20 protein-coding genes are annotated in these 24,481 nt (G+C 70.9%); 7 read left to right on the forward strand and 13 right to left on the reverse strand.

Annotation, left to right across the window (positions count from 1 at the left end):
• Window positions 1-87 precede the first annotated feature (87 nt).
• The 6 genes from rbsD to AB0M27_RS25120 all read right to left on the reverse strand — a co-directional run bounded on the left by rbsD (window position 88) and on the right by AB0M27_RS25120 (window position 7,030).
• Window positions 88-468, reverse strand: a complete 381-nt coding sequence (gene rbsD / locus AB0M27_RS25095; RefSeq protein WP_365724274.1) for a D-ribose pyranase — start codon at window positions 466-468, stop codon at window positions 88-90.
• Window positions 465-1,367 carry a ribokinase gene (locus tag AB0M27_RS25100; RefSeq protein ID WP_365724420.1) on the reverse strand — a complete coding sequence of 301 codons (903 nt, stop codon included), beginning with the start codon at window positions 1,365-1,367 and terminating at the stop codon, window positions 465-467. Before AB0M27_RS25100 ends, rbsD begins: the two co-directional genes overlap by 4 nt.
• A 111-nt stretch (window positions 1,368-1,478) precedes the next feature.
• Window positions 1,479-3,434 (reverse strand): substrate-binding domain-containing protein, encoded by a 1,956-nt coding sequence (locus AB0M27_RS25105; protein ID WP_365724275.1) that lies wholly within the window; start codon window positions 3,432-3,434, stop codon window positions 1,479-1,481.
• Window positions 3,424-4,944 (reverse strand): sugar ABC transporter ATP-binding protein, encoded by a 1,521-nt coding sequence (locus AB0M27_RS25110; protein WP_365724276.1) that lies wholly within the window; start codon window positions 4,942-4,944, stop codon window positions 3,424-3,426. The genes AB0M27_RS25105 and AB0M27_RS25110 overlap by 11 nt, the downstream gene beginning before the upstream one ends.
• Window positions 4,941-5,990: a LacI family DNA-binding transcriptional regulator gene (locus tag AB0M27_RS25115; RefSeq protein WP_365724278.1), complete on the reverse strand. Its 1,050-nt coding sequence runs from the start codon at window positions 5,988-5,990 to the stop codon at window positions 4,941-4,943. The genes AB0M27_RS25110 and AB0M27_RS25115 overlap by 4 nt, the downstream gene beginning before the upstream one ends.
• 464 nt (window positions 5,991-6,454) lie before the next feature.
• Window positions 6,455-7,030, reverse strand: a complete 576-nt coding sequence (locus AB0M27_RS25120; RefSeq protein WP_365724280.1) for a hypothetical protein — start codon at window positions 7,028-7,030, stop codon at window positions 6,455-6,457.
• A gap of 185 nt (window positions 7,031-7,215) precedes the next feature.
• On the opposite strand from AB0M27_RS25120, the gene AB0M27_RS25125 reads away from it, so the two are divergent.
• Window positions 7,216-9,498: an ATP-dependent RecD-like DNA helicase gene (locus tag AB0M27_RS25125; RefSeq protein ID WP_365724282.1), complete on the forward strand. Its 2,283-nt coding sequence runs from the start codon at window positions 7,216-7,218 to the stop codon at window positions 9,496-9,498.
• Window positions 9,499-9,737: 239 nt separating this feature from the next.
• Window positions 9,738-11,027, forward strand: coding sequence for a citrate synthase (locus AB0M27_RS25130; RefSeq protein WP_365724284.1), 1,290 nt, complete (start codon window positions 9,738-9,740; stop codon window positions 11,025-11,027).
• Between the two features lie 602 nt (window positions 11,028-11,629).
• Here AB0M27_RS25130 and AB0M27_RS25135 read toward each other — a convergent pair.
• The 3 genes from AB0M27_RS25135 to AB0M27_RS25145 form a co-directional block, all read right to left on the reverse strand.
• Window positions 11,630-13,885, reverse strand: a complete 2,256-nt coding sequence (locus tag AB0M27_RS25135; RefSeq protein ID WP_365724286.1) for a heavy metal translocating P-type ATPase — start codon at window positions 13,883-13,885, stop codon at window positions 11,630-11,632.
• A 93-nt stretch (window positions 13,886-13,978) separates the two neighbouring features.
• The gene (locus tag AB0M27_RS25140; RefSeq protein WP_361976982.1) at window positions 13,979-14,218 is read right to left on the reverse strand and encodes a heavy-metal-associated domain-containing protein; all 240 of its coding nucleotides are present in this window, start codon (window positions 14,216-14,218) and stop codon (window positions 13,979-13,981) included.
• 85 nt (window positions 14,219-14,303) lie between these two features.
• Window positions 14,304-15,242: a PrsW family intramembrane metalloprotease gene (locus AB0M27_RS25145; RefSeq protein WP_365724288.1), complete on the reverse strand. Its 939-nt coding sequence runs from the start codon at window positions 15,240-15,242 to the stop codon at window positions 14,304-14,306.
• A 358-nt stretch (window positions 15,243-15,600) separates the two neighbouring features.
• Between AB0M27_RS25145 and AB0M27_RS25150 the strand changes: the two genes are divergently transcribed.
• The gene (locus tag AB0M27_RS25150) at window positions 15,601-16,644 is read left to right on the forward strand and encodes a zinc-dependent alcohol dehydrogenase family protein (protein WP_365724289.1); all 1,044 of its coding nucleotides are present in this window, start codon (window positions 15,601-15,603) and stop codon (window positions 16,642-16,644) included.
• Here the strand turns inward: AB0M27_RS25150 and AB0M27_RS25155 are convergent.
• The 4 genes from AB0M27_RS25155 to AB0M27_RS25170 all read right to left on the reverse strand — a co-directional run bounded on the left by AB0M27_RS25155 (window position 16,625) and on the right by AB0M27_RS25170 (window position 19,758).
• Window positions 16,625-17,179: a GNAT family protein gene (locus AB0M27_RS25155; RefSeq protein ID WP_365724422.1), complete on the reverse strand. Its 555-nt coding sequence runs from the start codon at window positions 17,177-17,179 to the stop codon at window positions 16,625-16,627. The two genes, AB0M27_RS25150 and AB0M27_RS25155, sit on opposite strands and share 20 nt — an antisense overlap.
• Window positions 17,180-17,253: 74 nt before the next feature.
• Entirely contained in the window at window positions 17,254-17,448 is a 195-nt protein-coding gene (locus tag AB0M27_RS25160) for a MerR family transcriptional regulator (RefSeq protein WP_365724291.1), read from the reverse strand.
• Between the two features lie 390 nt (window positions 17,449-17,838).
• Window positions 17,839-18,789, reverse strand: coding sequence for a helix-turn-helix domain-containing protein (locus tag AB0M27_RS25165; protein WP_365724293.1), 951 nt, complete (start codon window positions 18,787-18,789; stop codon window positions 17,839-17,841).
• A gap of 51 nt (window positions 18,790-18,840) precedes the next feature.
• Window positions 18,841-19,758: a sugar phosphate isomerase/epimerase gene (locus tag AB0M27_RS25170; RefSeq protein WP_365724294.1), complete on the reverse strand. Its 918-nt coding sequence runs from the start codon at window positions 19,756-19,758 to the stop codon at window positions 18,841-18,843.
• A 125-nt stretch (window positions 19,759-19,883) separates the two neighbouring features.
• Between AB0M27_RS25170 and iolC the strand changes: the two genes are divergently transcribed.
• From iolC to iolD, 4 genes are all read left to right on the forward strand, one after another.
• On the forward strand, window positions 19,884-20,834 hold the full coding sequence (iolC, locus tag AB0M27_RS25175) for a 5-dehydro-2-deoxygluconokinase (protein WP_365724295.1): 951 nt from the start codon (window positions 19,884-19,886) through the stop codon (window positions 20,832-20,834).
• Between the two features lie 65 nt (window positions 20,835-20,899).
• Complete coding sequence (locus AB0M27_RS25180; protein ID WP_365724424.1) at window positions 20,900-21,778, forward strand: deoxyribose-phosphate aldolase; 879 nt, start codon at window positions 20,900-20,902, stop codon at window positions 21,776-21,778.
• Between the two features lie 7 nt (window positions 21,779-21,785).
• Window positions 21,786-22,601, forward strand: coding sequence for a 5-deoxy-glucuronate isomerase (gene iolB / locus AB0M27_RS25185; protein ID WP_365724296.1), 816 nt, complete (start codon window positions 21,786-21,788; stop codon window positions 22,599-22,601).
• On the forward strand, window positions 22,598-24,475 hold the full coding sequence (gene iolD, locus AB0M27_RS25190; protein ID WP_365724297.1) for a 3D-(3,5/4)-trihydroxycyclohexane-1,2-dione acylhydrolase (decyclizing): 1,878 nt from the start codon (window positions 22,598-22,600) through the stop codon (window positions 24,473-24,475). The genes iolB and iolD overlap by 4 nt, the downstream gene beginning before the upstream one ends.
• Window positions 24,476-24,481: the final 6 nt, after the last annotated feature.

Below are 24,481 nucleotides of genomic sequence, written 5' to 3' on the forward strand. Positions count from 1 at the left end.
GCGCCCCCCCCCCCGGGGGGGGGGGGGGCGGCCCCCCCCCCCCCCCCGCCCCCTCGAAGTCGTACGGGCCTCAGAAGTCGTACGGCCTCAGAAGAACACGCCGCAGCGCAGCAGCACATTCGCGTACGGCCGCGCCTCACCCGTGCGGACGACCAGCCGTGCGCCCGCCGACAACTCCTTCAGGCGCTCGTGCGGGACCAGGGAGAGCCCCGGGAAGTGGCCCTCCAGCAGGGCTCGATTGCGGCCGCTCAGCTCCTCCGCCGCCGTGGCGCCCTCCACCACGAGCTCGGCCAGCAGACCGTCCAGCACTTCCGCGAACGACGGCACCCCGGCGCGGAACGCCAGGTCCACCACGCGCGGCCCGTCCGGGATCGGCATACCCGCGTCGCACACCAGCACCCCGTCCCCGTGCCCCAGCTCGGCGAGGGCACCGGACAGATGGCGGTTGAGGATCCCCGCCTTCTTCACAGCGCCTCGACCTCCTCCGCCGTCGGATACGACTCCTGCGCGCCCCGCTTCGTCACGGCCGCCGCGCCGACCCGGGCCGCGTAGGCCGCCGCCTCCGGCAGATCCGCGCCCGTGCCCAGCTTCCAGGCCAGCGCCGCGGTGAACGCGTCCCCGGCACCTGTCGTGTCCACCGCGTCCACCTTCACCGACGCCACCCGCGTCACCTCCGAGGAGGCGCACACCAGCGCCCCCTCCGCGCCCAGCGTCACCACCACCGAGCGCGGACCCTTGGCCAGCAACAGCCGCGCCCAGTCCGCAGGGTCCTCGCTCACACAGGCCGCCCCGAGGATCACCCGGGCCTCGTGCTCGTTGACGATCAGCGGGTCGCAGGCCGCGAGCACCTCCGTCGGAAGGGGCCGCGGCGGGGACGGGTTCAGCACGAAACGGCTGTCCGGGGACAGGTTCCGTACCACCTCCACGACCGTCTCCAGCGGGATCTCCAGCTGCGCCGACACCACCCGGGAGGCGAGGAACAGGCTCACCGCCGCCCGGATGTCCGCGGGGGTGAGGCGGGCGTTGGCGCCGGGCGACACCACGATGCTGTTGTCCCCCGAGGGGTCCACGGTGATCAGCGCCACCCCCGTCGGCGCCCCGCCCACCAGCACGCCGACCGTGTCGACGCCGGCCTCGTGCAGGGAGTCCAGCAGCAGCCGGCCGTGGCCGTCGTCGCCGACCCGGGCCAGCAGGGCCGTACCCGCGCCGAGCCGGGCGGCGGCGACCGCCTGGTTGGCGCCCTTGCCGCCCGGATGGACGGCCAGGTCGCCGCCGAGCACCGTCTCGCCGGCGGCCGGCCGCCGCTCGACATCGATCACCAGGTCGGCGTTGGCCGAACCCACGACCAACAGGTCGTAGTCGTACATCAGTTGACTCCCCATGACTCCCAGAGACGACCCGGGCGGGCGACCGTCACCCATGGTGCCCCATGCCGGGTGCCCCATGGTGTACGGCCGCCCGCCCGGCCTCACCCGTTGTCAGCCGCTGAAACCGGCCACGTTGTCCTTCGTGACCACCTTCACCGCTACCTTCACCGTCGGCTCCACCTTCTTGCCCTGGACCGCGTTCAGCGCGTTGTCCACGGCGATCTTCCCCAACTGCGTCGGCTGCTGGGCGACCGACGCGTACAGCGTGCCGTTCCTCACCGCCGTCAGCCCGTCCGGGGTGCCGTCGAAACCGACGACCTGGACTGACTTGCCGGCCTTGGAACCGAGCGCCTTGACCGCGCCGAGGGCCATCTCGTCGTTGGCGGCGATGACGCCCTGGACGTCGGGGTGGGCCTGGAGCAGGTTCGACATCACGTCGAGGCCCTTGGTGCGGTCGAAGTCGGCCGGCTGCTGGGCCACCACCTGGATGCCGGGGTAGGCCTTCAGGCCCTGCGCGAAGCCCTGCGCGCGCTCCCGGGCCGCCGACGTGCCCGCCTGGCCCTGCAGGATCACGATCTTGCCCTTGCCGCCGAGCTTCTCGGCGATGGTCTTCCCGGCCAGCTCACCGCCCGCCACGTTGTCGGAGGCCACCAGGGCGTTCACGTCGGCCTTGTTCACGCCCCGGTCGACGGCGATCACCGGGATCTTCGCCTTGTCGGCGGCCTTGACCGAGTTGCTCGCCGCGTCCGAGTCCACCGGGTTGACGATGATCGCGCCCAGGCCGGAACTGGTGAAGTTCTGCAGCTGGTTGGCCTGCTGGGAGGCGTCGTTCTGGGCGTCGGTCACGGTCAGGTCCACGCCCAGCTTCTTCGCCTCGGCCTGGGCGCCGGCCCGGATCTGCACGAAGAACGGGTTGTTGAGGGTGGACAGCGACAGGCCCATCTTCGGGGTCGTGGAGGACGAGGACCCGCCGTGCAGGAAGGAGGTCGCGCCGACGATCGCCACGGTGACGACGGCCGCGAGGGCGTACGTCGCCGCCTGCTTGCCCTTGGGCCCGCCCGTCCCGGACGCCACCGGAGTCGCTCCGGCCTTGCGGCGCACGGTGTCCAGCAGCACCGCCAGCGCGATGACGACACCGATCACGACCTGCTGCCAGAAGGCCGAGACGTTCAGCAGGTTGAGGCCGTTGCGGAGCACCGCCAGGATCAGCGCGCCGATCAGCGTGCCGGACGCCTTGCCGGTGCCGCCCGCGAGCGAGGCTCCGCCGATGACGACCGCCGCGATCGCGTCCAGCTCGTAGCCGTCGGCGGCCTGCGGCTGTGCCGAGGACAGCCGGGAGGCCAGCACGATGCCCGCGACGGCCGCGAAGATGCCGGACAACGCGTAGATCGCGAGCTTCTGCTTCTTCACCCGCAGCCCGGACAGCCGCGCGGCCTCCTCGTTGCCGCCGATCGCGTACATCGAGCGGCCGATGTACGTCCGCCCCAGCACGAGCGCGGCGATCAGCCCCATCACGACCATGACCAGCACCGGCACCGGCAGCCACCCGCCGAGCGTGTCCCCGAGGTGCGAGACCGAGTCCGGGAAGGCGATGGGGGAGCCCTGGGAGATCACCAGGGCGAGACCACGGCCCACCGACAGCATGGCCAGCGTCGCGATGAACGGCGGCAGCTTGCCGTAGGCGATGAGGAAACCGTTCACCAGGCCCGCGACGACACCCGTGGCGACGGCGAACAGAACCGCGACCGCCACCGGCACCCCGTGCTGCGTGGCGCTCCAGGCGAGCACGGTCGCCGACAGCGCGGCCACGGACCCGACCGACAGATCGATGCCCGCCGAGACGATCACGAAGGTCACACCGAAGGCGAGGATGGCCGTCACGGCCGCCTGCACGCCGATGTTGAGCAGGTTGTCGGTCGTCAGGAAGTCCCCGGACAGCGCCGACAGCGCGATGACGAGGACGATCAGCGCGGTGAGCGCGCCGTTGTCGAGGAGCAGCCGGCGGAGGCCGCCCGGGGCGGGGGCGCCACTCGCGCCCGCCCGGCTCTTGAGCGTGTCAGTGGCCACGGGTGGCCTCCTTCTGGATGGTGGGGGTGGAGACGGCGAGCGCCATGACGGCGTCCTGGGTGGCCTCGGCGGCCGCGAGTTCACCGGCGATCCGGCCCTGGGCCATCACCAGCACCCGGTCGCTCATGCCGAGCACCTCCGGCAGATCGCTGGAGATCATGAGCACGGCGGCACCTTGAGCGGTGAGTTCATTGACGAGCTGGTAGATCTCGACCTTGGCGCCGACGTCGATGCCACGCGTCGGCTCGTCGAGGATCAGCACCTTGGTGTCGGCCAGCAGCCACTTGCCGATGACGACCTTCTGCTGATTGCCGCCGGACAGGGTCCGTACGTGCTGCCCCAGCCCCGCCATCCGCACGCCCAGCTGCCCGGCGATGCGCTCGGCGGCGGCATGCTGCGCCTTGTGGTCGACGAGCCCGGCCCGGGTCGCGGACCGCATGGTCACGAGCCCGAGGTTCTCCTCGACGGAGGCGTCCAGCACCAGCCCCTGCCCCTTGCGGTCCTCCGGCACGAGCCCGATCCCGGCGGCCATCGCGGCGTTCACGTCATGCCGTTTGAGCTCGGCGCCGGAAACCTTGACGACCCCGCCGTCGTACGGATCCGCTCCGAACACGGCCCGCACCACCTCGGTACGGCCCGCGCCCACCAGCCCCGCGATGCCGACGACCTCACCGGCGTGCACCTCGAAGCTCACGTCGTGGAAGACACCATCACGGGTGAGCCCCTCGACACTGAGCAACGCGGCACCCTTCTCTGGCCGTTGCCGCGGATACTGCTGCTCGATGGACCGCCCGACCATGAGCCGTACGAGCTCGTCCTCGGGGGTCGAGGCGGGCACCTGCCCCACACTCCTGCCGTCCCGGATGACGGTGACCCGGTCCCCAAGGGCGGCGATCTCCTCCAGATGATGCGTGATGAAGACGATCCCGACGCCGTCCTCCCGCAACGACCGCACGATGCCGAAGAGCTTCTCGACCTCCTCCGAGGTGAGCACGGCGGTCGGCTCGTCCATGATGAGCACGCGCGCGTCCAGGCTGAGCGCCTTGGCTATCTCGACCATCTGCAGCCGCGCGATGCCGAGTTCACGCACACGCGCGCGTGGGGAGACGTTGACGCCGACGCGCGCGAGCAGCACCTCGGCGTCGGCCTCCATCCGCTTCCGGTCGATCAACCCGAAGCGCCGCGGCTGCCGCCCGAGAAAGATGTTCTCGGCGACGGTCAGATCGGGAACGAGATTGAACTCCTGGTAAATGGTGGCGATACCGAGCCGCTCGGCGTCCTGCGCGCCATGAATGCGCACCTCCTGACCGCCGACGCGAATCCGACCGCCGTCGGGCGCATAGGCCCCGGAGAGCATCTTGATGAGCGTGCTCTTGCCGGCGCCGTTCTCACCGAGCAGCACATGGACCTCACCCCGGCGCAGATCGAAGTCGACGCCGTCGAGCGCGACCACGCCGGGGAAGGTCTTGCGTATGCCCTCGATACGCAGCAACTCGTCCGGGTTGCTCACGACGTGCTCCTTTGCACTGGGGAGGGGAACTGCGTGGGGGGTTGCACAGCTGGGCCGGGCGCACCGCACGAGCGGCGCACGACGAGCCGGGCGGTGAGGGTGACGGACACGGCCGCCCGCCCCTCGATGCGGTCGACCAGGGCGCGTACGGCGGCCCGCCCCAGCTCACCGGTCGGCTGGGCGATCGCGGTGACGGGCGGATCGGTGTGCACGAACCAGGGGATGTCGTCGAACGCGGCCAGCGCGATGTCGTCCGGTACGCGCAGCCCACGCGCGCGAACGGCGTCCAGGGCACCGAGTGCCATGAGATTGTCGGCGGCGAAGACGACCTCCGGCGGCTGAGCCAGGTCCAGAAACCCCTCGGTGACCCGCCGCCCGCTCTCGGCCTGGAAGTCGCCCTGGCCTATGTAGGCGTCCGGAAGCGGAAGCCCGTACTCGCCCATGGCCTCCCGGAAGGCCTGGACACGCTCGCTGCCGGTCGTGGTGGCGGCGGGCCCCGCGATGATCGCGAGCCGCCGGTGCCCGAGCGCGTACAGATGCGCGACCAGATCCCGTATGGCAGCCTGCCCATCGGCCCGTACGACGGGCACGTCGACCCCCGGGATCCACCGGTCCACGAACACCATCGGGGTCCCGGCGCGGGCGGCGTCGAGCATGAGCGGAGAGCCGCCGTCGGTAGGCGAGACAAGCAGCCCGTCGATCCGCCGTTCCAGCAGATTCCGTACGTGATGGTCCTGCAGATCCGGCCGCTCGTCGGCGTTGCCGATGATCACGCTGTACCCGAGCGCGCGGGCCTCTTCCTCCACGGAACGGGCCAGCTCGGTGAAGTAGGGATTCAGCACATCGCTGATGACGAGCCCGAGGGTGTGGGTCTGGTCGGTGCGCAGGGACCGGGCGACGGCATTGGGCCGGTACCCGAGCGCCTCGACGGCGGCCAGCACGCGCGTGCGCGCGTCGGCGCTGACCGACGGGTGCGCGTTCAGGACGCGCGAGACCGTGGCGACGGAGACCCCGGCCGCGGCGGCGACGTCCTTGATACTCGCCATCACCGGCTCACCTCCTCGTGAGACTCCTGAGATCAGTGCGGCGTGGAAACGATTACATCCACGCCGTAGGAAGGATTGGAAACGATTACATGCGAGGAGGCAAGAGGTTGAAGGTTGTCCGAAACCTAATCGTGACCCGTGAGACCAGGCGCCGCGGGGCGCGCGCGAGGGCGGCCTTGGCGGGCAGCGGCGCGAAGGCTCGGCACATGGAGCGCGTCAGGGGCGACACTGATGGGCAGCTCTGTTCCAGGCCCGCAGCGAGGAAAGGCGGCCTACCGGGGGCTCCGCCAAAGGCAGTTGGAACAAATCCGCCGATCGCCCTCACGGCCTTCGTGATACCCACGCATCCAGCCAACGCAAGGGCCCGGTACCGCCCAGGCCCGCCGCCCTTCCGGGCCGCTCGCTCGCTTCTCTCGCGGAAGCACGACACTGTCCCGAGAAGCGAGCCGCCCAAAGCCACTTGCTCACTCCATCTGGAACAAGTCCGCCGGTCCTCGACCCCCGGCCGTAGCCACCGTCACGTAATACGGCGAGCCACGCCACTTCTCACGCCCCACGGAGGACAGCGCCGGCCTCCACAGATGGACACCGTGCCGGCGCTCCCACCAAACAGCGGTCCGCCAGGTGTGGATGAGACCGAGGATCAGCATCAGCTGAACGCTCAGGCCCAACAGCGGGAGGCGGATCAGAAAGACGCCGCCCAAGGTCACCAGGATGACCAAGACCGCCACACGAACGCACCCCCGCCGCAGCTGCCGCGTCCGCTCCTCGGCCTGCCCCAGCACCGACGTGTCCTGGACCGCCACGGCGGAGCTGAAGGCACGCAACCGACGCGGCCGGGCCACCAGGAAGTTGACCGCCCACAGCAGCGTCAGGACGCCAAGGCCGACGACCTGCACACGCCCCGCGGTGCCGGAGAGTCTCAGATCGTCGACGGTGGCGAAGACCAGTACGTCCGCGGCCGCCCCCACCAGGATCCCCGTCAATTCCTCCCCGAGCTCAGCGGCAACGATCCGGACGAGCGGCGGTGCACTACCCACGACAGTCCCGTCCCCCGCACCATCCACGACAGCCCCCTGGCCGACCGCCCTGCGCCCCACATCGAACCCGGCCCCACATCGAACCCCGCCCACCCCCCTCTGTCCAGCCACCGAGCCAATCCCTCTCGACCCCATCCAGGGCGCCCACCTCACCCCCTGTCACACCCCACCGGTACCGTCGGATCATGGCTCAACAGGCGGGGACCCAGACGGGCGAACGGCGGCTCGCGACGCTGGAAGGCGTGCTCGAACGCATCACGTACGCCAATGAGGAGAACGGCTACACGGTCGCCCGGGTCGACACGGGAAGAGGCGGCGGTGACCTCCTCACGGTGGTCGGTGCGCTGCTCGGTGCCCAGGTCGGGGAGTCGCTGCGCATGGAGGGCCGCTGGGGCTCGCACCCCCAGTACGGCAAGCAGTTCCACGTCGAGAACTACACGACCGTCCTGCCCGCCACCGTCCAGGGCATCCGGCGTTACCTCGGGTCCGGCCTCGTCAAGGGCATCGGACCCGTCTTCGCCGACCGGATCACCCAGCATTTCGGGCTCGACACCCTCCGGATCATCGAGGAGGAGCCCAAGCGGCTCATCGAGGTCCCCGGTCTCGGTCCCAAGCGGACGAAGAAGATCGCCGACGCCTGGGAGGAGCAGAAGGCGATCAAGGAGGTCATGCTCTTCCTCCAGACCGTCGAGGTGTCCACCTCCATCGCCGTGCGGATCTACAAGAAGTACGGCGACGCGTCGATCTCCGTCGTCAAGAACCATCCCTACCGCCTCGCCTCCGACGTCTGGGGCATCGGCTTCCTCACCGCCGACAAGATCGCCCAGTCCGTCGGTATCCCGCACGACAGCCCGGAGCGGGTGAAAGCCGGGCTGCAGTACGCACTGTCCCAGTCCGCCGACCAGGGGCACTGTTTCCTCCCCGAGGAGCGGCTGATCTCCGACGCGGTGAAGCTCCTCGCCGTCGACACCGGGCTTGTCATCGAGTGCCTCGCCGAGCTGGCCGAACCCACGGAGGACGGCGGCGACCCGGGAGCCGTACGGGAGGACCCGGGCGTCGTACGGGAGAAGGTCCCCGGTCCGGACGGCGGCGACGACTCCGAACCCGTCACGGCCGTCTACCTGGTCCCCTTCCACCGAGCCGAACTCTCTCTCTCCTCCCAGCTCCTCCGTCTCCTGCGCACGGACCAGGACCGTATGCCCGGCTTCCGGGGCGTCGACTGGGGCAAGGCCCTCGACTGGCTGAAGGGCCGTACCGGCGCCGAGCTCGCCCCGGAGCAGGAAGCCGCCGTGAAGCTGGCGCTCACCGAGAAGGTCGCCGTCCTCACCGGCGGTCCCGGCTGTGGCAAGTCCTTCACCGTCCGCTCGATCGTGGAGCTGGCCCGGGCCAAGCGCGCCAAGGTGCTGCTCGCGGCCCCCACCGGGCGTGCCGCCAAGCGACTGTCCGAGCTGACCGGTGCCGAGGCCTCCACCGTCCACCGGCTGCTGGAGCTGAAGCCGGGTGGCGACGCCGCCTACGACCGGGACCGGCCGCTCGACGCGGACCTCGTGGTCGTCGACGAGGCCTCCATGCTGGACCTCCTGCTCGCCAACAAGCTGGTCAAGGCCGTGCCACCCGGCGCACACCTGCTCTTCGTCGGGGACGTCGACCAGCTGCCCAGCGTCGGCGCCGGCGAGGTCCTCCGTGACCTGCTCGCCGACGGCAGCCCCATCCCCGCCGTCCGGCTCACCCGGGTCTTCCGGCAGGCCCAGCAGTCCGGTGTCGTCACCAACGCGCACCGGATCAACGCCGGGCAGCATCCGCTCACCGACGGGATGAAGGACTTCTTCCTCTTCGTGGAGGACGACACGGAGGAGGCCGGCCGGCTCACCGTGGACGTGGCCGCCCGTCGGATCCCGGCCAAGTTCGGGCTCGACCCGCGCCGGGACGTCCAGGTCCTGGCCCCCATGCACCGGGGCCCGGCCGGTGCCGGCGTGCTGAACGGCCTGCTCCAGCAGGCCATCACCCCCGGCCGGCCCGATCTGCCCGAGAAGCGGTTCGGCGGCCGGGTCTTCCGCGTCGGCGACAAGGTCACCCAGATTCGCAACAATTACGAGAAAGGGAAGAACGGTGTCTTCAACGGCACCGTGGGTGTCGTCACCTCGCTCGATCCGGTCGACCAGCGGCTCACGGTGCTGACGGACGAGGACGAGGAGGTTCCGTACGAATTCGATGAACTGGACGAACTGGCACACGCGTACGCGGTCACCATCCATCGGTCGCAGGGAAGCGAATATCCCGTCGTGGTGATCCCCGTCACGACGGGGGCATGGATGATGCTTCAGCGGAACCTGTTGTATACGGCGGTGACACGGGCGAAACGACTGGTCGTCCTCGTCGGTTCACGCAAGGCGATCGGACAGGCGGTGCGCACGGTGTCGGCGGGCCGGCGCTGTACGGCACTGGACTTCAGACTTCGCGGCCGCTGACCGCCCCTGACCTGGGGCGCCGGACCGCATCACAAAAAATGATCGATCAAACGAGTCGTGAAGGTCACAGAGCACTTCCAGATGCCGTTCGGAGGGGGCAGGATGAGCAGGTTGGCGGCACTGAGTGCCGCCAATAGGCCCAATGGTCGACCCCGAGTGCACTCTCCTGAGCCAAATGGGGGATGGTAGAGACAGTCAGGGCACCTCGAAGATGAGGCACTACGTCGGTGAGGGAAGACGTGAGCGACAACTCTGTAGTACTGCGGTACGGCGACGGCGAGTACACCTACCCGGTGGTCGACAGCACCGTCGGCGACAAGGGCTTCGACATCGGGAAGCTCCGCGCCCAGACCGGTCTGGTGACCCTGGACAGCGGATACGGCAACACGGCCGCCTATAAATCCGCCATCACGTACCTCGACGGCGAGGCGGGCGTCCTCCGCTACCGCGGCTACCCCATCGAGCAGCTGGCCGAGCGCTCCACCTTCCTCGAGGTGGCGTACCTGCTGATCAACGGCGAGCTGCCCACCGTCGACGAGCTCTCGACGTTCAAGAACGACATCACGCGGCACACCCTGCTGCACGAGGACGTCAAGAACTTCTACAAGGGCTTCCCGCGCGACGCCCACCCGATGGCCATGCTGTCCTCGGTCGTGTCGGCGCTGTCCACCTTCTACCAGGACAGCCACAACCCGTTCGACGAGCGCCAGCGCGACCTCTCCACGATCCGCCTGCTCGCCAAGCTTCCGACGATCGCGGCGTACGCGTACAAGAAGTCGATCGGTCACCCGTTCGTCTACCCGCGCAACGACCTCGGCTACGTCGAGAACTTCCTGCGCATGACCTTCTCGGTGCCGGCGCAGGAGTTCGAGCTGGACCCGGTCGTCGTCTCGGCGCTGGACAAGCTGCTGATCCTGCACGCCGACCACGAGCAGAACTGCTCGACCTCCACGGTCCGCCTGGTCGGCTCCTCGCAGGCCAACATGTTCGCCTCGATCTCGGCCGGCATCAGCGCGCTGTGGGGCCCCCTGCACGGCGGCGCCAACCAGTCCGTGCTGGAGATGCTGGAAGGCATCCAGGCGGGCGGCGGCGACGTCGACTCCTTCATCACCAAGGTGAAGAACAAGGAGGACGGCGTCCGTCTGATGGGCTTCGGCCACCGGGTCTACAAGAGCTTCGACCCGCGCGCCAAGATCATCAAGGCCGCCGCGCACGACGTCCTCTCCGCGCTCGGCAAGTCCGACGAGCTGCTGGACATCGCGCTGAAGCTGGAGGAGCACGCGCTCTCCGACGACTACTTCGTCTCGCGCAACCTCTACCCGAACGTCGACTTCTACACCGGCCTGATCTATCGCGCCATGGGCTTCCCGACCGAGATGTTCACGGTCCTCTTCGCCCTCGGCCGCCTGCCGGGCTGGATCGCCCAGTGGACCGAGATGATCAAGGAGCCGGGCTCCCGCATCGGCCGCCCGCGCCAGATCTACACGGGCGTCGTCGAGCGCGACTTCGTGCCGGTCGAGGAGCGCTGAGCGCGCTGAGTGGCAGGGCCTGCCCGGGCGGCGGGCCCTGAATCAGCGCTGGCAAGCGAAGAAAAAGCGGAAGGCGCCCTGAGGCGCCGGTCCCCCCACGGGCCGACGACCAGGGCGCCTTCCCATGTCCCGGTGCGGATTCCCCCCACGGGATCCGGCCGGGCGCCCGGAGAGGACAGCGCCTGAATCGCTGTCTTCGAGCAGAATGAGCAAAACTCCTCCTGCTCCAGTGATGCGCTGCGATCTGCCGGGACAACGCACGCAGGGAGGGCCGCTCAAAGCTTCCCGGCGCGCGTGCCCCGGCAACGCATCTCTGAGGAAGTCCCCCAAGACATCCCCAGATGTCAGTCAGCGCCCCCCAAGACGCTGTTCTGACATCGCCAACTTAGACCTTCGAACCCCTTCGATGGTTACGTTCGCATCACTGTGATCTGCGTCTCTTGCATATGTCCTTTAGGTGCGCAAGAGCCCCGATACGACGATCGGAGCCCAAGCGTAAGGAAGATGCGCGAGCCTTGTGAAGAGCTTATGTGAGGCTCGCGCCGGACTCTAGGGGGTCTCTTACTTCGGTCACCGCGAACCGCCGGTAACCCCACGGGACTTCAGCGGAAGCGGCGCAACCGCAGGCTGTTGGTCACGACGAAGACCGAGGAGAAGGCCATCGCCGCGCCGGCGATCATCGGGTTGAGCAGCCCGGCGGCGGCCAGCGGCAGCGCGGCCACGTTGTAGCCGAAGGCCCACACCAGGTTGCCCTTGATGGTGGCCAGCGTCCGCCGGGACAGCCGGATGGCGTCGGCGGCGACCCGCAGATCGCCGCGGACGAGGGTCAGGTCGCCGGCCTCGATCGCCGCGTCCGTGCCGGTGCCCATGGCGAGGCCCAGGTCGGCGGTGGCCAGCGCGGCCGCGTCGTTCACGCCGTCACCGACCATCGCCACGGCCCGCCCCTCGCGCTGCAGCCGTCGTACGACGTCCACCTTGTCCTCGGGGAGGACCTCGGCGAACACGTCCCCGGAGTCGATCCCGACGCTCTTCGCGACCGCCTCGGCGACCGTGCGGTTGTCCCCGGTGAGCAGCACCGGCCTCAGGCCCAGCGCGCGCAGCTCGCGCACCGCCTCGGCGCTGGTCTCCTTGATCGCGTCGGCGACGGCGAGGACCCCGCGGGCCCGCCCGTCCCAGCCGGCCACGACGGCCGTACGGCCCTCCTGCTCGGCCTCGCGTGCCGCGCGGGCCAGCTCCTGCGGCAGCTGGTCGTACAGGCGCCCCACGGCCACCTCACGGCCGTCCACGCGCCCGTGTACGCCCCGTCCGGGCACGTTCCCGAAGTGCTCGACCGGGGGCAGCGCCCCGGCGCGTTCCTCCGCACCGGCGGCGATCGCGCGGGCGACGGGGTGCTCGGAGGCGTGCTCCAGGGCACCGGCGAGCCGCAGCAGCTCCTTCTCGTCCTCGCCGTCGGCGACGTACACCGCCTGGAGGGTCATCCGGCCGGTGGTGACGGTGCCGGTCTTGTCGAGGACGACCGTGTCGACGCGGCGGGTGGACTCCAGTACCTCGGGGCCCTTGATGAGGATGCCGAGCTGGGCGCCGCGCCCGGTGCCGACCATCAGCGCGGTCGGCGTGGCCAGGCCCAGCGCGCAGGGGCAGGCGATGATCAGCACGGCGACGGCGGCGGTGAACGCGGCGACCGTGTCCCCGGTGACGCCCAGCCAGACGCCGAACGTGCCGACCGCGATGAGCATGACGACGGGCACGAACACCGCGGAGATGCGGTCGGCGAGCCGCTGCACCTCGGCCTTGCCGTTCTGCGCGTCCTCCACCAGCTTCGCCATCCGGGCGAGCTGGGTGTCGGCGCCGACCCGGGTCGCCTCGACGACGAGCCGTCCGCCCGCGTTAACCGTGGCGCCGGTGACCCGGTCGCCGGGGCCGACGTCCACCGGCACCGACTCGCCGGTCAGCATGGACGCGTCCACCGCGGAGAGGCCCTCGGCCACCGTGCCGTCGGTGGCGATCTTCTCTCCGGGCCGTACGACGAACCGGTCGCCGACGGCCAGATCCGCCACCGGAACGCGCACCTCACGCCCATCGCGCAGTACGGCGACGTCCTTGGCGCCCAGCTCCATCAGGGCCCGCAGGGCCGCGCCCGCGCGGCGCTTGGAGCGGGCCTCCAGATAGCGGCCGAGCAGGATCAGCGCGACGACTCCGGCGGCGACCTCCAGGTAGATGGTGGAGGCGCCGTCCATCCGCGAGACGGTGAGACGGAACTCGTCGTGCATGCCGGGCATGCCCGCGTCACCGAAGAACAGCGCCCAGAGCGACCAGCCGAACGCGGCCAGCGTGCCGACCGAGACCAGGGTGTCCATGGTGGCGGCGCCGTGCCGGAGGTTGGTCCAGGCGGCCCGGTGGAAGGGCCATCCGCCCCAGACGACGACCGGCGCGGCGAGCGTCAGGGAGAGCCACTGCCAGTTGTAGAACTGCAGGGCCGGGACCATCGCGAGCAGCACCACGGGCGTGGCGAGCAGCGCGGAGACGAGCAGGCGGTGCCGCAGGGCGCCGAGTTCGGGGTCCTGACCGGCGGTCTCCGGGGTCGCCGTCCCGGGTTCGGGCTCCGGCGGTGCGGGCTCCTCGGCGGTGTAGCCCGTCTTCTCCACGGTGGCGATCAGGTCGGCGACCTCGACGCCCGCGCCGTACGTGACCTTCGCCTTCTCCGTGGCGAAGTTGACGGTGGCGCTGACGCCCTCCATCCGGTTGAGCTTCTTCTCCACCCGGGCGGCGCAGGAGGCGCAGGTCATCCCGCCGATGAGCAGCTCTACGTCGGAGGTCTCACCAGTGGTTATGGCTGTCTCTGCGGTGGTGCTGGTCATGTCCGGACTCCAGACATCGGACCGGACCGTACGGAGCCAGTATCAGCTGGTCGGCACGGCCCGGTCGGGAGATTGGGGGGAGCGCAGGGGTGATCAGGCCTTGCCGGCCAGCTCGAAGCCGGCCTCGTCCACGGCGGCGCGCACGGCCTCGTCGTCCAGCGGGGCCTCGGAGACGACGGTCACCTCGCCGGTGGACGCGACGGCCTTCACCGAGCTGACGCCCGGGATCTGGGAGATCTCGCCGGAGACGCTGCCCTCGCAGTGGCCACAGCTCATGCCGGTCACCTTGTAGACGGTGGTGACGGAGCCCGGGGTGTCGGTGTGGGCGGTCATGTCGTTACTCCTTGTCGAGGCGTGTGGGGCCGGTGGGGCCCGCGAGGGAACCCCACGCTCTCCACACTATACCCCTAGGGGGTACTCACCAAGAGGGGTCCCGGCGCGCCAGCGACCGCACCCAGCCGATCCCGGCCAGGGCTACCAGCGCCAGCCCGCCGACCGAGAACAGCGTGAACAGGTGTTCCCGCCCGGCGCTCGGCCGGACGAGGTACCCCGGTGTGATCAGCTGCGTCTCCGGTCCGATGCCGGTCAGCCGGGCGACCACCCAGAGCGCGATGCCGTGCGTGCAGTCCCACAGCGCGTGCAGCAGGGACACGGCCAGGCAGGTGCCGACGACCGGCGCGGAGACGCGGAAGTGCCCGTTCAGACGGCGCCGGGACAGCAGTGCACCGCCCGTGATCGCGGTCCACAGTCCGTGCCCCAAGGGGGCGAGCAGCCCGCGCGGGATCTCCGTCTCCAGCAGGGCGCGCAGATCGACGCCCTCGGTGGAGACGGCGGCGTTGAAGGCGTACCCGGCGCTCTCCAGGGCGGCGAAGCCGAAGCCGACGGCCGCGCCGAGCACCAGTCCGGCGCGCAGCCCGCGGACGGCCGGCTGCCGGCGCAGCGCGAACACCAGTGCCCCGAGCTTGGCGGCCTCCTCGACCAGGCCGACCTCGACGAACATCGCCAGCGAGGGGTGCTGCAGATACGACTCCGTCAGCGAGGCGCCGAGCACGCCGAGGGCCCCGCCGGCCAGGAAACAGCCGAGGATCGCGCTGACGCCCAGGTCACGGCCGTGCCGCTCGTACGCCCACAGCACGAAGGCGACCGGTACGAGAAAGCTGCCGAGCAGGATCAGCGTCGGCAGCAGCATGCTGATCCGCGTCTCGTACGTGACCCACGCGGTCAGCCCCCACAGGGCGAGCCCTCCGCCCAGGCAGCGCCGCCACAAACCCGCGGCGATACGGGGGTACGGCGGTGGCGGCTGTTGGGGGCCGGGAATGCGGGCCTTGGGCGTGCCGGGAGGCGGGGAGTGGCTCACGGGGGTCCCCTCGGACAGCGGCTGGGCGTTTTATCCGCACTCTAGGCAGATGCGCCGGGGGCCGCAGTCCGGGTGGACTGGTGGGGGCACAGGGGTGGCCGGCGTCCGGGGCTCCCCGGGGCAGTCGCGGCCGAGCCGGTCGCCCACCAGCGGTTGCAGGTAGCCTCCACGAACGGTTCGGTCCGAGCGAGGGCGAGCATCCAGCGCCCGCGAAGGGGCGCGGGGCTGGGTCACCGTGCGGCTCCGCCGCGGAGCGCGACGAGCCACAGACGGCCCGCAGCCGCCAAACGGCGGCTCCCGCCGAGCGCTAGCGTTCCGCAGGAAACGGTGGCCTGGACGCGGCGAAGGTGAGGCAGGGATGCGCGCGGTGGTGTTCGAGCGGTACGGGGAGTCGGCCGAGGTACGAGACGTACCCGACCCGGAACCCGCGGAGCACGGTGTCGTCGTACGGGTCGAAGCGACCGGCCTCTGCCGCAGTGACTGGCACGGCTGGATGGGCCACGACCCCGACGTCACACTGCCGCACGTGCCCGGGCACGAACTCGCCGGTATCGTCGAGTCGGTGGGCTCCCGGGTGACCGGGTGGCGGCCCGGCGACCGGGTCACCGTCCCGTTCGTCTGCGCCTGCGGCACCTGCCCGTCCTGCGCGGCGGGCGACCAGCAGGTCTGCGAACGACAGACCCAGCCCGGCTTCCACCACTGGGGCGCCTTCGCCGAGTACGTCGCCCTCGACCACGCCGACGTCAACCTGGTCGCGATCCCGGACGACATGGCGTACCCCACGGCCGCCTCCCTCGGCTGCCGTTTCGCCACCGCCTTCCGCGCGGTGGCGCAGCAGGGCCGGGTGGCGGCGGGGGAGTGGGTCGCGGTGCACGGCTGCGGCGGGGTGGGGCTGTCGGCGGTGATGATCGCGGCGGCGTCGGGGGCGCGCGTGATCGCCGTCGACGTGTCACCCCAGGCCCTCGACCTCGCGGGCAAGTTCGGTGCCGCGCAGTGCCTGGATGCGACGGGCACACCGGACACGGCCGCCGCCGTCCGCGAGCTGACCGACGGCGGCGCCCATCTCTCCCTGGACGCCCTCGGCTCGCCCGCCACCTGCGCCGCTTCCGTGAACGGGCTGCGCCGCCGCGGGCGGCACGTCCAGGTGGGGCTGCTGCCCTCGGCCGACGGCACGACCCCCGTCCCGCTGGCCCGTGCCATCGCCCTGGAGCTCGAACTCCTCGGCAGCCACGGCATGGCCGCCCACACCTACCCCGAGATGCTGCGTCTGGTGCGCTCCGGCGCCCTGCGCCCCGACCTCCTGGTGACGTCCACCATCACCCTCGGTGCTGCACCGGCGGCCCTCGCGGCGATGGGTACGGCACCGGGGGCCGGGGTGACGGTCATCGAGCCGTGGGGCTGAGGGCGTCGGAGCCGAGGGCGGCCCACGCCTGTTCGAGGATCGACATGATCACCTCGTCGGCCCATTCGCCGTCCCGCCGCTGCACTTCCCGTCGCACGCCCTCGACCGTGAATCCGACCTTCTCGTAGACCCGCCGCGCCCGCGCGTTGTGGCCGTGGACCTCCAACTGGACACGGTGCAGCGCGAGTTGCTCGAAGCCGTAGCCGACGATCAGCCGGGTCGTCTCGGTGCCGATGCCGCGGCCGCGGCCCCGGGGACCGATGAGCGTGCGGAACGTGCAGCTTCCGGCGGCCGGGTCGTACGCGGACAGGACGACCTCGCCCAGGAGTTCGCCCGTCTCGGGGTCCGTGACGGCCAGGCCGAGACGGTCGGGCGCGGTGGCCCGGGAGCCGTACCGGGACCGCACCCGCTCCAGGGTGAGTTCGGTGGACGGCCCGCAGGTGAAGCGGAGGACCTCGGGGTCGGCCATGATCTCCCACATGACGTCGGCATCGCCCTCGGCGAAGGGCCGCAGGATCGTCTTCCGGCCGGTCAGGGGGGGTGACGGAGACGCTCATGGGGTGACTGTGCCTCACGTGGCCGTGAGGCACAGCCGAATTACGGTGGCGGTCACTTACGGCTGCGGTTGCCCGGCCGGGAGGCGACCCAGGCGTGGACGGTCTCGGCGTACCAGTAGGGCTTGCCGCTCTCCACATGGTCGGGCGGGGGCAGCAGCCCGTGCTTGCGATAGGACCGTACGGTGTCCGGCTGCACCCTGATGTGCGCCGCGATCTCCTTGTAGGACCAGAGCCTTCGGTCGGTCATGAGTTGCACCTCCCTGCGCGCGCCACAGCGGCGACCGGGGACGGCCGTCGGGGGAGCCGGGCGCTGCGCTGGCGATCACCAAGCCTGCGACCGGTGAACGACGCACAGTGGCCAAGGGACAGCGCCTGTCGAGACGGTGTGACGCAGAATCCGCGTACACGCAACATGTGTGACACAGAGGGGGTGTTTGTGACACAGCTGCTGCAAAGGCGTACGTGGGGGCGTCGGCGGGGCGCGTTGACCGCGCGCCGGTCCGGGGCAACGAACCAGGTGGTCCGGGGCCGGTGGAACCAGGTCACGAGGACGGGCCGGGCCCGCTGCGTCGGACCCGGCCCGCCGGCTTCCCCGCCCGCCTCCGGCGGCCGCTTCACCCAGGGGTGCCCTCCTGGATCAGTCCCCCTGGCCGCCGGAGGCCCCCGCCTCCCCCGGGAGCCTGACGGCCCGGCGATCAGCGTGCCCGGCCCTGTCCGCGCGCGTCTTGGAAAAAAGCGCACCCCGGCCGGAGGCGAGGAGCAGGCTGGTGGCCTCGCCCGCCAGCCGGTCGGTCACGGCGTCCGCCGCCGGAATCCGCCGGGCCGCCAGGAACTCCCCGGGAGTGCAGCCCGTCATGGCCTTGAACTCGCCGCTGAAGTGCGCCTGGTCGTAGTACCCGCACACCGCCGCGGTCTCCGCCTGCCCGTGCCCCGCGGCCAGCAGCCGCCGCGCCCGCTGCAGGCGCAGCACCCGGGCCGCCGCCTTCGGGGGCAGACCGATCTGTTCCCGGAAGCGGTTCTCCAGGTGCCGTACGCTCCAGCCCACCTCCTCGGCCAGCTTGGGCACCGGAATCCCTCCGGCACTGCGCCGCAGCACCGACCAGGCGTGCACCACCCGCTCGGAGACGGGCGCACCCACACGGAACCGCTCCAGCAACTCCCGGTCCAGCAAGGCGAACCGCTCTGGCCAGCCGGGCAACGTGGCGAGGGCTTCCGCCAGTTGGACGAGGCGCGAATCCAGCTGGTCCAGGCTGACCGACCGGTTGGCGAGTTCGTACTGCTCCGTGCCGAAGAGGCCGAACGCGGCCCAGGGTTCCAGCAACACCTCGATCCCGGAGATCCGTCCCTCGTGCTCGCCAAGGGCCGGGACGGTGGTCAGCCCGTTGACCACGGACACCAGCGACACCGGGGGCCGGCCGGCACGGGAGATGCGCACCGGCTGCTCGAACCCCAGCAGCAACGTGGCCGCCCCGATCGGCGCCTCCAGCCGACGGCGCGGCCGGTCAAGGTGCACCCGGACACCGCGATAACTGATCACGCCGGACCGCAACGCCGGATGGGGCCAGGCAGGCACGGTCTCCCAGGACACGCCGCCCATGCTATGAGCGGCAACCGCCAACCCCCCAGCCGACAGCCGCCTCTACACCCCACAAGACCGAAGAAACGCCCGAGTCCGCCGAGCAATGGGCAACGGCGCATCCGGCGAACACGGATACATGTCCTGCTCGACGATCGCGAACAGATCCACCCCCAACCGCTGCGCAGCCGCCAGCACAGGCCCCAACTCCGGCACTCCACCCGGCGGTTCGCACATCACACCCCGCGCCACCGCCGGCCCGAACGGCGTCCCCTCGGCCCGTACGTCGGCCAGGATCTCCGGATCCACCTGCTTGAGGTGCAGATACCCGATCCGCTCTCCGTACGTCTCGATCAACCGCACGCTGTCCCCGCCGCAGTACGCGTAGTGCCCGGTGTCCAGGCACAGCGACACCAGGTCGGAGTCCGTACCGTCGAGGAAACGGCTGACGTTCTCCTCGCTGGCGATGTGGGTGTCGGCATGCGGATGGACGACGATCGTCAGCCCGTACCGCTCCCGCACCTCCCGCCCCAGCCGCTCGGTCAGCGAGGTCAGGTTCCGCCACTGCTCGGCGGTCAGCGTGTCCGGCTCCAGCACCTCGCCCGTCTTGTCGTCCCGCCAGAAGGACGGGATGACGACGAGATGCCGGGCACCCATCGCCCGGGTCAGCGCCGCGATGTCCGACACGTGCGCCCATGTCTTGTCCCACACGGCCTCACCGTGGTGCAGCCCCGTGAAGACGGTGCCGGCCGACACCTTCAGGCCGCGGCGCGCGGTCTCCTCCGCGAGCACCGCGGGGTCGCTGGGGAGATAGCCGTAAGGGCCGAGCTCGATCCACTCGTACCCGGAGTCGGCCACCTCGTCGAGGAAGCGCTGCCAGGGCACCTGGCGCGGGTCGTCGGGGAACCACACGCCCCAGGAGTCGGGCGCCGAACCGATCCGGATACGGGACAGTGAGGAGGAGGGCGACAGCGACGTCATGGGCGTCAGCGTGCGGGTGTCCGGGAAGCGGTGTCAAGAGCTAGTCCGAATGTCTGGACAAAATATTGACAGGGTCCGTCGTACGGGACTAGAAAGCCGGGGAGAGTCATGACGAAGGGAAGCCGATGGCCTACGACCTGATCACCATGGGGCGGATCGGAGTGGACCTCTACCCGCTGCAGACCGGCGTCCCCCTCGCCCAGGTGTCGTCCTTCGGCAAGTTCCTCGGCGGGTCGGCGACGAACGTCGCGGTCGCCGCGGCCCGGCTCGGCCGGCGCACCGCCGTGATCACCCGCACGGGCGACGACCCGTTCGGCGTCTATCTGCACGAGGCGCTGCGCGGCTTCGGCGTCGACGACCGCTGGGTCAGCCCGGTCCAGGGGCTGCCGACCCCGGTCACCTTCTGCGAGGTCTTTCCGCCGGACGACTTCCCGCTCTACTTCTACCGGCAGCCCAAGGCGCCCGACCTGGAGATCGACGGCCATGAGCTCGATCTCGACGCGATCCGTGCCGCCCGTATCTTCTGGATGACCGGCACCGGCCTGAGCGAGGAGCCCAGCCGTACGGCCACCCTCGCCGCCCTCGCCCACCGGGCCAAGGCCGGCACCACGGTCTTCGATCTGGACTGGCGGCCCATGTTCTGGAAGGACCCCGACGCGGCCCGCCCCTTCTACGCCGAGGCCCTGCGCCACACCACGGTCGCCGTCGGCAACCTGGACGAGGTGGAGATCGCCACCGGCGTACGCGAACCGCACGCGGCCGCCCGCGCGCTGCTCGACGCCGGGGTCGAGATCGCCGTCGTCAAGCAGGGCCCCAAGGGTGTCCTCGCGGTCAGCTCTTCGGGCGAGTCCGCCGAGGTGCCGCCCCTGCCCGTCAACGTCCTCAACGGTCTCGGCGCGGGAGACGCCTTCGGCGGCTCCCTCTGCCACGGACTCCTCGAAGGATGGGACCTGGAGACGATCATGCGGCACGCCAACGCGGCCGGTGCCATCGTCGCCTCCCGCCTGGAGTGCTCCTCCGCGATGCCCACCCCGGACGAGGTGGCCGCCGCGCTCGACGCCGGAGCGGTGCTGTGAGGGCGGGCCGGGTCGCGGGCACGCACACCGAGGGCGGGGACGCAGGCCGGCGCCCCCGTGTCGACGTGGCCGAACTCGTCCGCATCCGCACCCACCACCCCGAGGCGATCGCCGAGGCCGCCACCCGCCGCGCCCGCAGGCCGCTCCTCAACGAGAACGGCAAGCTGATGATCGTCGCCGCCGACCACCCCGCCCGGGGCGCCCTCGGCGTCGGCGACCGCAAGCTCGCCATGGCCAACCGCGCCGACCTGCTTCAGCGGCTGTGCCTGGCGCTGTCCCGGCCCGGCGTCGACGGCGTCCTCGCCACCGCCGACATCCTGGACGACCTGCTCCTGCTCGGCGCCCTCGACCACAAGGTGGTCATGGGCTCCATGAACCGGGGCGGACTGCAGGGCGCCAGCTTCGAACTGGACGACCGCTTCACCGGCCACCGCCCCGAGGACCTCCAGCGGCTCGGCTTCGACGCGGGCAAACTGCTGCTGCGCATCGACTACGACGACCCCGGCTCCCTGACCACCCTGGAGGCCACCGCCCGCGCCATCGACGACATGGCCGCGCGACGGCTGCCGGTCTTCGTCGAGCCGTTCATCAGCCGCCGCACCCCCGAGGGCAAGGTGCGCAACGACCTGTCCGCCGAGGCGGTCACCCGGTCCATCGCCATCGCCTCCGGCCTCGGCGGCTCCTCCGCCTACACCTGGCTGAAGGTGCCTGTCACCGACAACCCCGACGACATGGCCCGGGTCATGGAGACCTCCACCCTGCCGGCCGTGCTGCTCGGCGGTGACATCGGCGACTCGCCCGAGGACCAGGTCGCCGCCTACGAGAAGTGGCGCGGCGCGCTCCAACTCCCCACCGTGCGCGGCCTGGTGGTCGGCCGCTCACTGCTGTACCCGGCGGACGGCGATGTGGCCGCCGCCGTGGACACCGCCGTAGGACTGCTGTGAGGGCCGCATGACCAGCACCGATCTGCATCTGCCCAGGGGCGTCACCGCGAACGCCCAGTACGCCGTCGACATCGACCCCAAGTTGGCCGGCTGGACACACAGCAGCCTGCGCGTGGTCGAGTTGGCGCCCGGCGGCAGCCATACGTTCACCACCGGGGACAGCGAGTGGATCGTGCTTCCGCTGGAAGGCGGATGTACCGTGCAAATCGCGGAGAACGAGTTCCAACTCCTGGGCAGGGAAAGCGTGTTCGCGGACGTCTCCGACTTCGCGTACGTTCCCCGGGGCGCCCGGGTCCAGATCGCCTCCGGCGCGGGAGGCCGCTTCGCCCTGGCAGGAGCGAAGTGCGAGCGACGACTCCCCGCCCGCTACGGCCCCGCGCCGGAGGTCCCCGTCGAGGAGCGCGGCAGCGGGAACTGCGCCCGGCGGGTGCGCAACTTCGCCTCCGCGGACTCCTTCGACTGCGACAAGCTGATCGCCGTCGAGGTGATCACCCCGGGCGGCAACTGGTCGTCGTACCCGCCGCACAAGCACGACGAGCGCAGGCCGGGCGAGGAGTCCGAGCTGGAGGAGATCTACTACTTCGAGATCGACGGCCCGAACGGACTCGGCTACCAGCGCGTGCTCCCCTCGCGGGAGGGCGGCTCGGACGTCCTCGCCGAGGTCCGCTCCGGCGACGCCGTCCTCGTCCCCGACGGCTGGCACGGCCCGTCCATCGCCCAGCCCGGGCACGACATGTACTACCTGAACGTCATGGCGGGCCCGGGCGAGACCCGGGAGTGGCGGATCTGCTTCCACCCGGACCACACGGAGGGGTACCGATGACCACCCGACTGACCGTCGCGCAGGCGCTGGTCCGTTTCCTCGCCGCCCAGTACACCGAACGCGACGGCGCAGGGCAGCGGCTGATCGGCGCCACCTGGGGCATCTTCGGGCACGGCAATGTCGCCGGGCTCGGCCAGGCGCTGATCGAGTACGCCGACGTCATGCCGTACCACCAGGGCCGCAACGAGCAGTCCATGGTGCACGCGGCGGTCGGCTACGCCCGCCAGTCGAACCGTCTGTCCACGCACGCGGTGACGACCTCGATCGGCCCCGGCGCCACCAACCTGGTCACCGGCGCCGCCCTCGCGACCATCAACCACCTCCCGGTCCTGCTCCTGCCCGGTGACGTCTTCGCCACCCGCCCCGCCGACCCGGTCCTGCAGCAGCTGGAGGTGCCGTACGCCGGTGATGTCTCGGTCAACGACACCCTGCGCCCGGTGTCGAAGTACTTCGACCGCATCACCCGCCCGGAAGCCCTGATCCCGAGCGCGCTGCAGGCCATGCGGGTCCTCACCGACCCGGTGGAGACCGGCGCGGTCACCCTCGCCCTGCCGCAGGACGTGCAGGCGGAGGCCTTCGACTGGCCGGAGGAGTTCTTCGCCGAGCGCGTGTGGACGGTACGACGGCCGGGCGCGGACCCCACCGAGCTGGCCGAGGCGGTCCGGGCGGTCCGGGAGGCGCGCAGGCCGCTGGTCATCGCGGGCGGCGGAGTCCACCACAGCCGCGCCGAGCTGGCGCTCGCCGAGTTCGCGGTGGCGACCCGCATCCCGGTCGCCTCCACCCAGGCCGGCAAGGGCTCCCTGCGCTACGACCACCCGCAGGACGTGGGCGGGGTCGGTCACACGGGCACCGCGACCGCCGACGAGCTGGCCCGCACCGCCGACCTGGTGATCGGCGTCGGCACACGGTACACCGACTTCACCACGGCCTCCGGCACCCTCTTCGAGAACCCGGACGTCCGCTTCCTCAACCTCAACATCGCGCCGTACGACGGCCACAAGCTGTCGGGACTCCCGCTGGTCGCCGACGCCCGCAGCGGTCTCGGCGAGCTGACCGAGGCGCTGGTGATGCACGGGCACAAGGTGGCGGAGTCGTACGTCACCGAGTACACCGAGGACAAGGAGCGCTGGGAGCAGCGCGTCGACGCCTGTTTCGAGGCCGAGGAACCCGACGTACGGCCCACCCAGCCGCAGGTCATCGGGGCCCTGGACGCCCTGGTGGACGAGTCGGACGTCATCATCAACGCGGCCGGATCGCTCCCCGGCGATCTGCACAAGCTGTGGCGGGCGCGGGCGTACGACCAGTACCACCTGGAGTACGGCTACTCCTGCATGGGCTACGAGATCCCGGCCGCGCTCGGCGTGAAGCTGGCCGCGCCGGAGCGGAACGTGTGGGCGCTGGTCGGCGACGGCACGTATCTGATGATGCCGACGGAGATCGTGACGGCCGTGCAGGAGGGCGTCGCGATCAAGATCCTGCTGGTGCAGAACCACGGGTACGCGTCCATCGGCGGGCTCTCGGAGTCGGTGGGCGGCGAGCGGTTCGGCACCGCCTACCGGTTCCAGGCCGGGGACGGGACGTTCACGGGCGCCCCGCTGCCGGTCGACCTCGCCGCCAACGCGGCCAGCCTGGGCATGCGGGTGCTGCGCGCGAAGACCGTACGGGAGCTGCGCGAGGCGCTCGCCGAGGCGCGGGCCGCCGACACTCCCACATGTGTCTACGTGGAGACCGAAACGTCCGACACTGTGTCGGGCGCGCCTCCGGCGCAGGCCTGGTGGGATGTTCCTGTGGCCGAGACCGCGACCCGACCGTCTGCGGTCAAGGCACGCAAGCTGTACGAACGGCACGTCTCGACCCGACGCCGCCATCTGTAATAAGGA

This window comes from Streptomyces sp. NPDC052107 (genome assembly GCF_040680215.1).
Lineage (GTDB): Bacteria > Actinomycetota > Actinomycetes > Streptomycetales > Streptomycetaceae > Streptomyces.